The 12,205-nt window shown below is 72.8% G+C and carries 12 protein-coding genes; 8 read left to right on the plus strand and 4 right to left on the minus strand.

Annotation, left to right across the window (positions count from 1 at the left end):
* The first annotated feature begins 243 nt into the window (after positions 1-243).
* The 7 genes from ACFW6B_RS17065 to ACFW6B_RS17095 all read left to right on the plus strand — a co-directional run bounded on the left by ACFW6B_RS17065 (position 244) and on the right by ACFW6B_RS17095 (position 7,127).
* On the plus strand, positions 244-894 hold the full coding sequence (locus ACFW6B_RS17065; protein WP_386596673.1) for a GntR family transcriptional regulator: 651 nt from the start codon (positions 244-246) through the stop codon (positions 892-894).
* A gap of 75 nt (positions 895-969) precedes the next feature.
* On the plus strand, positions 970-1,758 hold the full coding sequence (locus ACFW6B_RS17070; protein WP_386596675.1) for a PIG-L deacetylase family protein: 789 nt from the start codon (positions 970-972) through the stop codon (positions 1,756-1,758).
* Positions 1,755-2,465: a 4-carboxy-4-hydroxy-2-oxoadipate aldolase/oxaloacetate decarboxylase gene (locus ACFW6B_RS17075; protein WP_386596678.1), complete on the plus strand. Its 711-nt coding sequence runs from the start codon at positions 1,755-1,757 to the stop codon at positions 2,463-2,465. The genes ACFW6B_RS17070 and ACFW6B_RS17075 overlap by 4 nt, the downstream gene beginning before the upstream one ends.
* Positions 2,466-2,488: 23 nt before the next feature.
* Positions 2,489-3,574: a 4-oxalomesaconate tautomerase gene (locus ACFW6B_RS17080; protein WP_386596797.1), complete on the plus strand. Its 1,086-nt coding sequence runs from the start codon at positions 2,489-2,491 to the stop codon at positions 3,572-3,574.
* Positions 3,571-4,521: a VOC family protein gene (locus ACFW6B_RS17085; protein WP_386596680.1), complete on the plus strand. Its 951-nt coding sequence runs from the start codon at positions 3,571-3,573 to the stop codon at positions 4,519-4,521. Before ACFW6B_RS17080 ends, ACFW6B_RS17085 begins: the two co-directional genes overlap by 4 nt.
* Before the next feature lie 299 nt (positions 4,522-4,820).
* Positions 4,821-6,149, plus strand: coding sequence for an MFS transporter (locus ACFW6B_RS17090; RefSeq protein WP_386596682.1), 1,329 nt, complete (start codon positions 4,821-4,823; stop codon positions 6,147-6,149).
* A 201-nt stretch (positions 6,150-6,350) separates the two neighbouring features.
* Positions 6,351-7,127, plus strand: coding sequence for a GNAT family N-acetyltransferase (locus ACFW6B_RS17095; protein ID WP_386596685.1), 777 nt, complete (start codon positions 6,351-6,353; stop codon positions 7,125-7,127).
* 9 nt (positions 7,128-7,136) lie between these two features.
* Here the strand turns inward: ACFW6B_RS17095 and ACFW6B_RS17100 are convergent, their stop codons facing one another.
* The 4 genes from ACFW6B_RS17100 to ACFW6B_RS17115 form a co-directional block, all read right to left on the minus strand.
* On the minus strand, positions 7,137-8,024 hold the full coding sequence (locus tag ACFW6B_RS17100) for a GNAT family N-acetyltransferase (protein WP_386596687.1): 888 nt from the start codon (positions 8,022-8,024) through the stop codon (positions 7,137-7,139).
* A gap of 194 nt (positions 8,025-8,218) precedes the next feature.
* A complete protein-coding gene (locus ACFW6B_RS17105; protein WP_386596689.1) occupies positions 8,219-8,482 on the minus strand; it encodes a GlsB/YeaQ/YmgE family stress response membrane protein in 264 nt (87 codons plus the stop codon).
* 115 nt (positions 8,483-8,597) lie between these two features.
* Positions 8,598-9,707, minus strand: coding sequence for a TolB family protein (locus ACFW6B_RS17110; RefSeq protein WP_386596691.1), 1,110 nt, complete (start codon positions 9,705-9,707; stop codon positions 8,598-8,600).
* A 123-nt stretch (positions 9,708-9,830) separates the two neighbouring features.
* A complete protein-coding gene (locus ACFW6B_RS17115) occupies positions 9,831-10,403 on the minus strand; it encodes a GNAT family N-acetyltransferase (RefSeq protein ID WP_386596694.1) in 573 nt (190 codons plus the stop codon).
* A 158-nt stretch (positions 10,404-10,561) separates the two neighbouring features.
* Between ACFW6B_RS17115 and ACFW6B_RS17120 the strand changes: the two genes are divergently transcribed.
* Positions 10,562-12,097 carry an AMP-binding protein gene (locus tag ACFW6B_RS17120; protein WP_386596696.1) on the plus strand — a complete coding sequence of 512 codons (1,536 nt, stop codon included), beginning with the start codon at positions 10,562-10,564 and terminating at the stop codon, positions 12,095-12,097.
* Positions 12,098-12,205 lie beyond the last annotated feature (108 nt).

Here is a 12,205-nt window from a genome sequence, read left to right on the forward strand (position 1 = left end):
GGGTTGGGCCCCCCCGGGCCCGGTGGGCGGGGGGCCGGCCCCCCCCCCCCCCCCCCCGCGCGCCCGGGGGCGGGGGCCGCCCACCCCGCCCCCCGCCGCCCCCGGGCCGCCGTGCTGTCGGCGCCCGGCCGGCCGACGCGCGGATTCCGCCGCCGGAGCGGTCGGCAACATGCCGAACAAAATTGTTGACAATCTTGTTGGTCTAGATTTACGTTCGACAGGCACTCACTCAGGGAGGGCGCAATGCAGAAGGAAGCCCGTCCAGGCACCGGCGAGCAGGCCAAGCAGCACGCGTTGGCGCAGCTGCGGCAGGCGATTCTGCGCGGAGAGATGGCACCGGCCCAGCGGCTGGTGGAGAACGAACTCGCCGAGCAGTTCGGGGTCACCCGGGCCAGTGTGCGGGCGGCGCTGATCGAGCTGGAATCGGAGGGGCTGGTCGAACGGATCCGCAACCGCGGATCACGCGTCCGGGTGGTGACCGTGGAGGAAGCGGTCGCCATCACCGAGTGCCGCATGGCGCTCGAAGGGCTCTGCGCCGCCAAGGCGGCCGTCCTGGCCACCGACGACCAGCTCGCCGAGCTGGCCGACCTGGGCGCCGCGATGGTCAAGGCGGTCGCCGACGGCGAACCGGTCACCTACTCCGAGCTCAACCACGAAGTGCACGCCCGGATCAGGGAGTTCTCAGGCCAGCGGACGGCCGTGGAGCTCCTGGAACGGCTCAACGCCCAACTGGTGCGCCACCGCTTCCAGTTGGCGCTGCGTCCCGGCCGTGCCCAGCAGTCCCTGAGTGAACACCTGGCCATGATCGAGGCGATCGGGGCCAGGGACCCGCAGGCGGCCGAAGCGGCCGTCCGCGCCCACCTCGGCAGTGTGATCGAAGCGCTGCGCGACTGACGCACCGCGCGGCGACGCGCGGTGCGGCGGACGGCCGAGGCGGACGCACACCTGTCCACCAAGGAGATTGCTGCAATGACGCACGGCTACGCGCCCGCCGCCCCCGACCCCTCGGCCCCGCCCGGGCAGGGGGCGCGCCCATCACGATCGACGCTGGTCGTCACCGCGCACGCCGGGGACTTCGTGTGGCGGGCGGGGGGCGCCATCGCCCTGGCCGCCTCCCGGGGGGAGAAGGTCACCATCGCGTGCCTGACCTTCGGTGAGCGCGGCGAGTCCGCGAAGGCCTGGCGCGAGGGCAAGAAGCTCGACGAGATCAAGGCGATACGGCGCGAGGAGGCCGAGAAGGCGGCCGCCGCGCTCGGCGCCGCGGTCCGCTTCTTCGACGCCGGCGACTACCCGCTGACCGCCACCGCCGAACTCACCGACCAGCTGGTGACGGTCTACCGCGAGACCCAGCCCGACGTCGTGCTCACCCACCCCACCGAGGACCCGTACAACGGCGACCACCCCGCCGCCAACCGCATGGCGCTGGAGGCCCGCGTCCTCGCCCAGGCCATCGGGTACCCCGGCGAGGGCGAGATCATCGGCGCCCCGCCCGTCTTCTACTTCGAGCCCCACCAGCCCGAGATGAGCGGCTTCCGGCCCGAGGTCCTCCTCGACATCACCGAGGTGTGGGAGACCAAGCGCAAGGCCATGGAATGCCTCGGCGCCCAGCAGCACCTGTGGGACTACTACACCGACCTCGCCGTGCGCCGCGGCGTCCAGCTCAAGCGCAACGCCGGCCCCAACCTGGGCCTGGCCCACAGGACCATGGCCGAGGCGTTCATGCGTCCCTACCCGCAGATCGCGAAGGAGCTGGCATGAGCGGCGTGATCGTCACCGGCCCGCCGAAGGCGGACCCGGAGGACGTCGAGGCGATCGCCGGGTACGGCACCGCCACCGTGCACGAGGCGATGGGCCGCACCGGGCTCCTCGGCACCGGGCTGCGCCCCGTCCAGCAGGGCGTCCGCGTCGCGGGCACCGCGGTCACCGTGCTGTCCTGGCCCGGCGACAACCTCATGATCCACGCCGCCGTGGAGCAGTGCGGCGAGGGCGACGTCCTGGTCGTCACCACCACCTCGCCCTCCACCGACGGCATGTTCGGCGAGCTGTTCGCCACCGCGCTCCAGCGCCGGGGCGTGCGCGGTCTGGTCATCAACGCCGGGGTCCGGGACACCGCCGAACTGCGCGAGATGGGCTTCCCCGCCTGGTCCGCGGCCGTCAGCCCGCAGGGCACCGTGAAGGCGACCGGCGGCTCCGTGAACGTGCCGGTGGCCGTCGGCGGCCAGATCGTCCGGCCCGGCGACGTGATCCTCGCCGACGACGACGGCGTGGTGTGCGTGCCGCGCGCGGAGGCCCGCGGTGTCGCCGATGCCTCCGCGGCCCGCGAACGCAAGGAGGCGCTGGCCCGCGCCGCCTTCCTCGAAGGCGAACTCGGCCTGGACCGCTACGGGCTGCGCGAGACCCTGGAACGCCTGGGCGTGACCTACACCTCGTACGACGACTACGTGCGGGACGGAGCCGCGCCGTGAGCGGGTCCGAGGGGGTGCGCTGCATGCTCCTGCGCGGCGGCACCTCCAAGGGCGCCTACTTCCTCGCCGACGACCTGCCCGAGGACGCCGCCGAACGCGACGGCCTGCTGCTGCGCGTGATGGGCAGCCCCGACCCGCGCCAGATCGACGGCCTGGGCGGCGCGCACCCGCTGACCAGCAAGGTCGCCGTGGTCTCGGTCTCCGCCGACCCCGCCGCGGACGTCGACTACCTGTTCCTCCAGGTCGCCGTGGACGAAGCGGAGCTGTCGGACCGTCAGAACTGCGGCAACATCCTCGCCGGGATCGGCCCGTTCGCCGTCGAACGCGGACTGGTCGAGCCGGGGGAGGGCGTCACCTCGGTACGCGTCCGCATGGTCAACTCGGGCGGCCTCGCGCTCGCGACCTTCCCCACCGTGGACGGACGCGTGGTCTACGAGGGCGACGCCGAGATCTCCGGGGTGCCCGGGACCGCGGCGCCCGTCGTCATCGAGTTCCCGCGGGGGAGCGCCCCGCTGCTGCCCACCGGCCGTGCCCGGGACATCGTCGCCGACACCCCCGTGACGTGCGTCGACAACGGCATGCCGACCGTGCTGATCGCCGCGTCCTCGCTGGGCGTCACCGGGTACGAGGCCCCGAAGGACCTGGAGGAGGACCCGGCGCTGGCCGGCCGGCTCCGCGAGATCCGCCTGGAGGCGGGCAAGCTGATGGGCCTCGGGGACGTCGGGAACACCACCGTGCCCAAGCTGACCCTGCTCGCCCCTCCCCGCGAGGGCGGAGCCGTCACGACCCGCACCTTCATCCCGGTGCGCTGCCACACCTCCATCGGCGTCCTCGGCGCGGCGAGCGTCGCCGCCGGGCTGCGCGTGGAGGGCGGCGTGGGACACGCCGTGGCGCACCTGCCCGGACGGGGCGACCGGCTGCGCATCGAACACCCCACCGGATTCCTCGACATCGAGGCCGGTGTCGACCACGGCCCCGACGGCGGCACACCCGTGGCCCGGCGCACCGCCGTCGTCCGCACCGCACGCAAGATCTTCGACGGCACCGTCTTCCCCAGGTCCGCCGGCACGGCACCGACACCCGCACCACCCCAAGGAGGTCCGCGATGACCCCGCCCCTCGGCGACATCGCCCACATCGGCCACGCCCAGCTCTTCACCCCGGACCTGGACGCCAGCGTCGCCTTCTTCACCGACTACATGGGCCTCACGGTCAACGGGGAGCAGGACGGCACCGTCTACCTGCGGACCTTCGACGACTACGAGCACCACAGCCTGGTCCTCACGGCCCGGGAACAGCCCGGCCTCGGCCGGCTCGCCCTGCGCACCTCCAGCGAGGAGGCCCTCCACCGCCGGATCGGGGCGGTCGAGGCGGCGGGCGGCACCGGCCACTGGGCCGAGGACGAACCGGGGCTCGGCAAGGTGTACGTCACCACCGACCCGGACGGCCACGAGCACGCCCTGTACTGGGAGAGCGAGTACTACCGGGCCCCCGACGGGATGGAGCCGGCCCTGAAGAACCAGCCGCAGGCCAAACCCAACCGCGGCGTGGGCGTGCGGCGCCTGGACCACGTCAACTTCCTCGCCGCCGACGTGGTCGCCAACGCCGAGTTCCAGCAGCACGTGCTGGGCGCCCGGCCCACCGAGCAGATCCGGCTCGACACCGGGAGGATCGCGGCGCGCTGGCTGACCTTCACCGACAAGTCGTACGACGTCGTCTACACCTCGGACTGGACCGGCTCGGCCGGACGCCTGCACCACATCGCGTTCGCCACGGACACCCGTGAGGACATCCTGCGCGCGGCCGATCTCGCCATCGACACCGGCGTGTTCATCGAGACGGGCCCGCACAAGCACGCCATCCAGCAGACGTTCTTCCTGTACGTCTACGAACCCGGCGGCAACCGCATCGAGTTGTGCAACCCGCTCACCCGTCTCGTCCTGGCGCCCGACTGGCCGCTGGTCACCTGGACCGAGGAGGAGCGGAAGAAGGGCCAGGCGTGGGGTCTGAAGACCATCGAGTCCTTCCACACCCACGGCACGCCGCCCGTCGGCTGACCGCGTCCGCGGCTCCCCGCCGGGCGACGAACGGCTGAGCGAACCGTTCCGGCCGGTACCCGCGTGCGGGCGGCACCGATCGTGTGCCGCCCGCACGTGCTTTCACCTGCCCGCCGGCCGCTCCGGTTCCGCCATGACGAGTGGCCGGATCGTTTCCAAGATTGTTGACAAAAGCGTTGACACTTCAGGAGTCGGCTCCTTAGCGTCTGTCGCACAATCGGGTCAGCCGCACGAGCCGCGTCGGCCCGCACCCACGACCCCCCTCCAGGGCCCCCACCTCTGGACGAGAGGAAACAACGATGTCCTCCTCCCTCGCCCTGCCCGCTCGCGGCGGCAGCAGACTGGCCGCCCTGGTCGTCGGCCTCTGCTGGCTGGTCGTCCTCTTCGACGGCCTCGACATGTTCATCTACGGCTCCGTGCTGCCGCACATGCTGGAGACGAAGGCGCTCGGCATCGACCCCGGCAAGGCCGGCGACGTCGGCTCCTGGGCCACCTTCGGCATGCTGATCGGCGCCCTGTCCTCGGGCACCGTCAGCGACTGGGTCGGCCGCAAGAAGACGATCATCGCTTCGACCGCCGTGTTCTCACTGGCCTCCGCGGTCTGCGCCGCCGCCGGGAGCCTGGGCGTCTTCAGCCTCGGCCGCTTCCTGGCCGGACTCGGCCTCGGCGGCCTGCTGCCGAGCGCGATCACCATGGTCACCGAGTACGCGCCCCGCGGCCGCCGCGCGCTGATCGTGGGCTCCCTGATGACCGCGCACCAGGCCGGCGGCATCGCCGCCGGATTCGTCGCCCTCGGGACGGGCGACTGGCGGGTCTCCTTCTGGATCTGCGTGATACCGCTGTTCGTCGGGGTTCCGCTGACCGCCGCCTTCCTGCCCGAGTCGATGGCCTTCCTCCAGGCCAAGGGCCGCACCGACGAGGCCCGCGCGCTCGCCGAGCGCTACGGCGTCGACCTGGCCGCCCGCGCCGAGGAGCGCCAGGCCGTCGCCGACCGCTTCGGCGCCGTCACCGCCCTGTTCCGCGGCGGCCGCTGGATCCAGACCCTGCTCTTCTGGACCGCCTCCTTCGGCGGTCTCCTCCTCGTCTACGGCGTCTCGCAGTGGCTGCCCTCGCTGATGAGGGCCAACGGATACAACCTCGGTTCCTCGATCGGCTTCGTGATCGTCATCAACCTCGGCGGCATCGTCGGCATGCTGGTCGGCGGCCGCCTGACCGACAGGTTCGGCGGCTCGGTCGTCTCGGCGGTCTGGTTCGGCGCCACCGCCGTCGGCATCTACTCCCTCAGCATCAAGATGCCGCTGCCCCTCACGTACACCGTCGTCTTCCTGACCGGCCTGTTCCTCTTCAGCGCCCAGGCGATGATCTACGCGACGGTGGCGCACCGCTCCGAGGACGACAACCGCGCCACCGCGGTCGGCTGGACCTCCGGAATGGGACGCTTCGGCGCCGTCTTCGGCCCCTGGCTCGGCGGCCAGCTCCTGGCCACCGGCTCGACCACGACGGGCTTCACCGTCTTCGCCCTCGCGGGCGTCTTCTCCCTGGTGTTCGTCAGCCTGACCGGTCTGCGCCGTGTCCAGGTGACGTCCCCGGACTCCGTCCCGCGGCAGGAGCTGACCGCCACCGGCTGACCGGAGCGGCACGCAGCCGGCGTCCGGGCGGGGCCTGAGGAAGGGCCCGCCCGGACGCTCCCGTGTCCGGGCCGCGCGAAGGGCGGGGGAGGGGCGAAGGGCGGGGGAGGGGGAGGGGGAGAGGACCACGGCGCCCGTCCGTGATGTCCATGGACACTTATTCCCGTTGCCCCGTTCGTCCCGGGATGCTGGAGTGACCCCATGGATCACGTAGCGGTACTGGCGCTGTTCGACCGGGACATGCGGGAAGGCGCGCGGCCCGACGCGCCGGGGGCCCGGGTCGAGCGCGTCGGCAAGGTGGTGCGCCAGAGCGGCGCGGACAAGGGCTGGAACGGGGTGGTGTGGTCCGGCCTCGACGCGGCGAGCGCCGACGCGGCCATCGCCGAACAGGTGCGCTTCTTCTCCGGGCTCGGCGGCGGCTTCGAGTGGAAGCTGTACGGGCACGACCGGCCGGAGGACCTGGGACAGCGGCTGCGGGCGGCCGGCTTCACCGCCCAGCCCGAGGAGACTCTGATGGTCGCCGAGCTGAGCGATCTGGACCTCGACGTCGAACCGCCCGAGGGCGTACGGCTGCTTCCGGTCACCGACCGCGCGGGCGTGGCCCTCGTCGCCGACGTCCACGAGCAGGCCTTCGGCGACGACAGCACCCTCCTGCGCCACCAACTGCTCGCCCAGCTCACCGGCGACGCGGACACCGTCGTGGCCGTCGTGGCGCTCGCCGGGGACGTCCCGGTCAGCGCGGCCCGCATGGAACTCCCGCCGGGGGCCCGGTTCGCCGGGCTGTGGGGCGGCGGCACCGTCGAGGCCTGGCGGGGCCGGGGCATCTACCGCGCCCTCGTCTCCCACCGCGCCCGGGTCGCCGCCGAGCGCGGCTACCGCTACGTCCAGGTCGACGCCTCCAGCCAGAGCCGCCCCATCCTCACCCGCCTGGGCTTCCAGCCGCTCACCACGACCACCCCGTACGTGTACGAAGGCTGACGCCGCCCCTCACAGGTCCAGCCGGTACTCCAGCTCCCGGTGGGTCGGCCGGTAGCCGAGCGCGTCGTTGATGCCGATCATGTGCGCGTTGCCGTCGGCCGTGTCCGTCAGCAGGCCGGAGAGTTCCGGGTACCGCAGACGGGCTCCCCGAACCGACTCCGCCTTCATCCACAGCCCGAGGCCGTGTCCGCGGTGCTCGGGCAGGACGCCGGTTCCGTAGTGCTGGGCGTCGCCGCGCCCGTCGCCCGGTACGACGAGTTCCGAGAAGCCGGCGAGGGAGCCGTCCGAGCGGTCCACCACGGCCACCGTGTGCAGCGCGTCGCCCCGTTCGAGGACGGCCTCGGCCACGGCCACGACCCGCTCCACGTCCCAGACGCCGACGCCGACGCCGTGGTCGCTGTCCTCCATCGGCATGTCGTCCATGGCCCGCCGGGAGTCGGCGAAGGTGCGCGCCAGCTCGTCCGGCACGACGCCGTCCCAGCTCACCAGCGCGTAGCCGGGGTGCGGGCGCCCGGCGATCTCGGTGACGGCCTCGAGGTCGAGCTCCGGCAGCGGGAGGCGGGCGAAGGTCAGGGCCAGCACCGGGCGGAACCCGTGGGCCGTGAGAAACGGTTCACCGGGGGAGCCGGCCGTGACCTGGGCGACCAGCGACCGCCGTCCCTCGCCCCGCGCGGCCGTACGGGCGGCGCCGAGGAGGGCGCCGCCCACTCCGGTGCGCCGGTTCGCGGGGTGCACGGTGATCTCCAGCTCGGCACGGTGGTCCTGGCCCTCCTTGTCGGACAGCCGGAGGAACGCCGAGCCCACCGGTACCCCGTCGGCGTCCGAGGCCAGCCAGGCCAGACGCCGGCTCGACGGGGAGGAGTCCGGATCGGTCAACGGCGTGATGCGCGGCGGCAAGGCGTCTCCGTGGTGTGGGCGCGGACGAGTGCGGGCTGGTGCGGGCGGACAGCCCGCAGAAGGTAGCCGTGCCCGCACCCGCTCCGCAACGCGATTCCCGCGCGGCGCGCCCCGCGGATCTCCGACGTGCACAGTGCGGCGCGCCCCGCGCCCGGGTCCTGCCCCTCAGCCGGGTCCGGCCCGGTGCCGGCCGGTCAGTGGCGCCCCCTCGCCCGGTCCAGCGCCGCGACGCCGATCGCGGCCAGGCCTATCTGGACGAGCCACTCGATCCAGTCGACGCCTTCGGTGTCGGCGACGTCGAACGCGGCCGCGACCCCCGACCCGATGAACGCGGCCACGATGCCGACCACGATCGTCCACAGGACGCCGATGCGCTGGCGTCCGGGCACGACGAGCCGGCCCAGCACACCGATGACGATGCCGATGACGACGGCACTGATGACGCCCGAGATCTCCATCTCAGCCCCTCCTGGTCGGTCCCCGTAGTCATGTGTCTGCCCACGCCGGGCGGACCCGGTCCGCCGTCCGGGGCCGGGGGCGGGTCCGTGACCGGGCCCGCCCCCGGCCGGGCGGTCAGTAGAAGCGGCGGACGAAGACGTCCGGCTCGCCGTTGGTGTCGCCGGGCACGATGTCGTCGGCCGTGGACCGGAAGACCACGTCGCGCCCGCCGGCGCTCACCGCGCCCCTCCCCGCCGAGGCGGGCCGGTCCGAGACGGTCTCGTCGCTGCCCGTCCGCAGGTCGCGCAGCGTGAGCGACGGCCCGCTCGTGTCGTTCGGGGCGTACAGCAGATGGCGGCCGGTGGGATCGATGGCCACGCCCCGCGCGTCCGGCACCTGCTGGACGGTGCCCGAGCGCAGGTCGCGGACGTAGGTGTCGGAGCCCGAGAGGTAGACGACCTTGCCGCCGTCGTCGCTGAGCTGGACCAGCGCCGCCTGCTCGTCCGGCCCCTCGACCGGGCCGGAGGTGGTGCCGTCGGTCCGGTCCCACACGAGGACGTCCTCCGCCTGTCCGTCCTGGTAGGCGACGTAGCGGCCGTCGCCGCTGACGGAGGGCTGGGACGGCAGCGAGTGGCCGAGGGCGGCGACGGTGGTCACGGTGTTGGTCCTCCAGTCCAGGACCTCGATGCGCTGAGTGCGCGAGGGCTGCGCCAGAAGGACGGCGTAGGCGGTGTGGCGGCCGTCCGTGCTCAGCGACGGCTGGCTGCAGCCCGGCAGGCAGTTGACGGAGGCCGTCGCTCCCGTGCTCACCTGGAACCGGCGAATCCGTATGTCGTTGAACCACCGCACCTGATAGGCGGCGTACGCCCCGTCACCGCTGATCACCGGGGGCTGGAGCGGGGACAGGGACCCCATCCGCGCGTTCGTCCCCGCCCGCCGGTCGCGGACGAACACCTGGTCGCTCCCCGTCGCGCTGTCGGCCGTGAGGTTCCTCGCCGACGACGTGAAGACGACATGGCGGCCGTCGGGCGTGATCGAGGCGCCGCCGGAGCCGCCGTCGGCCTCGGTGCCGTCGGCCGCGACACTGATCCTCTCGACACCGGCGCCGCCGTCGCCCGCCACGGCCCCGGGCTCGGCCGAGGCGGCTCCCGGCAGCACCACCGCCGTGACCGCGCAGACCGCGGCCGCCGCGCCCAGGGCGGCCCGCACACGTCGGGTGGTGCCCGGGCTCGCGTTTCCCCTCATGGCTTCTCCCCCTCGAAGAGACCGGATCCTCCCTCCGGCTCCCCGCCGGAAGGACCCCCGGCATGCAACCGCGACGGCACCACGGGGTCAACGCGGCACACGGCGTGACGGGAGACGCGGTCCTCACCCGAGGCGGGGGCCGGCGCCTTCGAGGTGGTTCCAGGTCCGCAGGACGACGTCCCGGCCCTTCGCCGTACGGACCACGGGCGAGTCGTCGGTGAGGACGAAACCCGTCGCCCTGGCGACCGCCTCGCTCGCGGTGTTCCCGTCCTCGATGCACAGCACGACGCGCCGGCCCCCGACGCGCCGGTGGGCGAAGTCCACGGCGAGCCGGACCGCGCGGGTCGCGAACCCCCGGCCCCGGTGGGCGGCCCCCACGCCGTAGGCCAGCTCGACGTCACGCCCGTCGGCAGTGCCGGGGAACAGCAGGATCTCGCCCCGGGGCCGCACGCCGTCCGTCGTGATGGCGAGCTGCACCCCGCGCCTCTCGGCGGTCTTCTGCTCGGCCGCCGCGAGATAGGCGAGCGCCGCCTCGGTGTCGAAGGGTGAGACGACCGGCGTCCACCGGTCGATCTCGGGGTCGTCGTAGAGCGCCACGAGATCCGCGACGTCGTCGTCGGACCACTCGCGCAGTTGCAGTCCCAGCCCCCCGATGCTCAGGGGCCGGGGAAAGTCGAAGGTCGGTCGGCTGTCCATCGGACGATCGTGACGCGCCGGGCACGCGGAGGCCAAGGACGTCAGGACACGCACATGGATCCGGACGTCACCGTCGGTACCCGTTCGTGTGTTCTCCGGATGCGCGGGGACGGGGCCAGGATAGAAAGGGAGCATCGTCCGATCTTCGGGAGGCCGTGATGCTCGTCCCCTTCGGAGCACTTGATTTCCTGGACCGCGCCGTCACCGTGTACGGCGACCGCCTGGGCGTCGTCGACGAACCCGACCAGCCGGCCGAGCCCTGGGAGGGGCTGACCTACCGGAGCGTCGGTGAGCTGGCCAGGGCCCAGGCCGCGGGTCTCGACGCGCTCGGCGTCCCGCACGGCGCACGCGTGGCCGTCGTCTCGCCCAACAGCGCCAGGCTGCTCACCTCCTTCTTCGGCGTCAGCGGTCACGGCCGGGTCCTCGTACCGGTCAACTTCCGGCTGACGTCCGAAGAGGTGAACTACATCGTCGAGCACTCGGGCGCGAGCGTCCTGCTCGTCGACCCCGAACTGGCCGACCGCCTCTCCGGGGTCGGCTGCAAGCACCGCTTCACCCTCGGCGCCGCCGCGGACGCCGAGCTGTACCGCTTCGGCGTCGAACCCCAGCCCTGGGACGCGGACGAGAACGCCACCGCGACGATCAACTACACCAGCGGCACGACGGCCCGGCCCAAGGGCGTACAGATCACGCACCGCAACATCTGGGTCAACGCCACGACCTTCGCCCTGCACGCCGGTGTCACCGACCGTGACGTGTATCTGCACACCCTGCCCATGTTCCACGCGAACGGATGGGGGATGCCCTTCGCGATGGCGGGTCTCGGCGTCCGGCAGATCGCGCTGCGCAAGGTCGACGGGGCGGAGATCCTGCGCCGGGTCGCCGAGCACGGCGTGACGGTGATGTGCGCGGCCCCGGCCGTCGTCAACGCCGTTCTGGCCGCCGCCGAGTCCTGGGAGGGCGAGATCCCCGGCCGTGACCGGGTCCGCATCATCGTCGCCGGCGCGCCGCCGCCCACCAGGACCGTCGCACGGGTCGAGTCACTGCTGGGCTGGGAGTTCATCCAGATCTACGGCCTCACCGAGACCTCGCCCCTGCTCACCGTCAACCGCACCCGCGCGGAGTGGGACGACCTCGACCCGCGGGCCCGCGCCGAGAAACTGGTGCGCGCGGGCGCCCCCGCGCTGGGCGTGACCCTGCGCACCGCCGCCGACGGCGAGATCCTCGCGCGCTCCAACGTCGTGCTGGAGGGCTACTGGGAGCAGCCCGAGGAGACCGGACGGGCGCTGGCCGACGGCTGGTTCCACACCGGCGACGGCGGATCCCTCGGCGAGGACGGCTATCTCACGATCAGCGACCGCAAGAAGGACGTGATCATCACCGGCGGTGAGAACGTGTCCTCGATCGAGGTCGAGGACACGCTCTTCGGCCATCCGGCGGTCGCCGAGGTCGCGGTCATCGGCGTGCCGCACGAGAAGTGGGGCGAGACCGTCAAGGCCCTGGTGGTCCTCGCTCCGGACGCCGGGGTGACGGAGAGCGAACTGATCCGGTACTGCAAGGAGCGCCTCGCCGGGTACAAGGCGCCGACCTCGGTCGAGTTCCGGGAGGTCCTGGCCCGGACGGCCACCGGCAAGCTCCAGAAGTACAAGCTGCGCGAGCCGTACTGGGAAGGACACGAACGGCACGTCAACTGATCGCTGCTCGCGGTGACGGCGGCCGGGCCGCCCGGTACTTCCTTCCCCCCTCCGGAAGAAGTTCGTGCCCGGCCAATCCGTTCCGCCCCTTGCTCCGGAATATCTCCG

This window comes from Streptomyces sp. NPDC058751, assembly GCF_042746485.1.
Classification (GTDB): Bacteria; Actinomycetota; Actinomycetes; order Streptomycetales; family Streptomycetaceae; genus Streptomyces.

Coding starts and splice junctions, on each gene's coding strand:
- ACFW6B_RS17065 (WP_386596673.1), top strand. CDS start 244: ATGCAGAAGGAAGCCCGTCCAGGCACCGGCGAGCAGGCCAAGCAGCAC.
- ACFW6B_RS17070 (WP_386596675.1), top strand. CDS start 970: ATGACGCACGGCTACGCGCCCGCCGCCCCCGACCCCTCGGCCCCGCCC.
- ACFW6B_RS17075 (WP_386596678.1), top strand. CDS start 1,755: ATGAGCGGCGTGATCGTCACCGGCCCGCCGAAGGCGGACCCGGAGGAC.
- ACFW6B_RS17080 (WP_386596797.1), top strand. CDS start 2,489: ATGCTCCTGCGCGGCGGCACCTCCAAGGGCGCCTACTTCCTCGCCGAC.
- ACFW6B_RS17085 (WP_386596680.1), top strand. CDS start 3,571: ATGACCCCGCCCCTCGGCGACATCGCCCACATCGGCCACGCCCAGCTC.
- ACFW6B_RS17090 (WP_386596682.1), top strand. CDS start 4,821: ATGTCCTCCTCCCTCGCCCTGCCCGCTCGCGGCGGCAGCAGACTGGCC.
- ACFW6B_RS17095 (WP_386596685.1), top strand. CDS start 6,351: ATGGATCACGTAGCGGTACTGGCGCTGTTCGACCGGGACATGCGGGAA.
- ACFW6B_RS17105 (WP_386596689.1), bottom strand. CDS start 8,482: ATGGAGATCTCGGGCGTCATCAGTGCCGTCGTCATCGGCATCGTCATC.
- ACFW6B_RS17110 (WP_386596691.1), bottom strand. CDS start 9,707: ATGAGGGGAAACGCGAGCCCGGGCACCACCCGACGTGTGCGGGCCGCC.
- ACFW6B_RS17115 (WP_386596694.1), bottom strand. CDS start 10,403: ATGGACAGCCGACCGACCTTCGACTTTCCCCGGCCCCTGAGCATCGGG.
- ACFW6B_RS17120 (WP_386596696.1), top strand. CDS start 10,562: ATGCTCGTCCCCTTCGGAGCACTTGATTTCCTGGACCGCGCCGTCACC.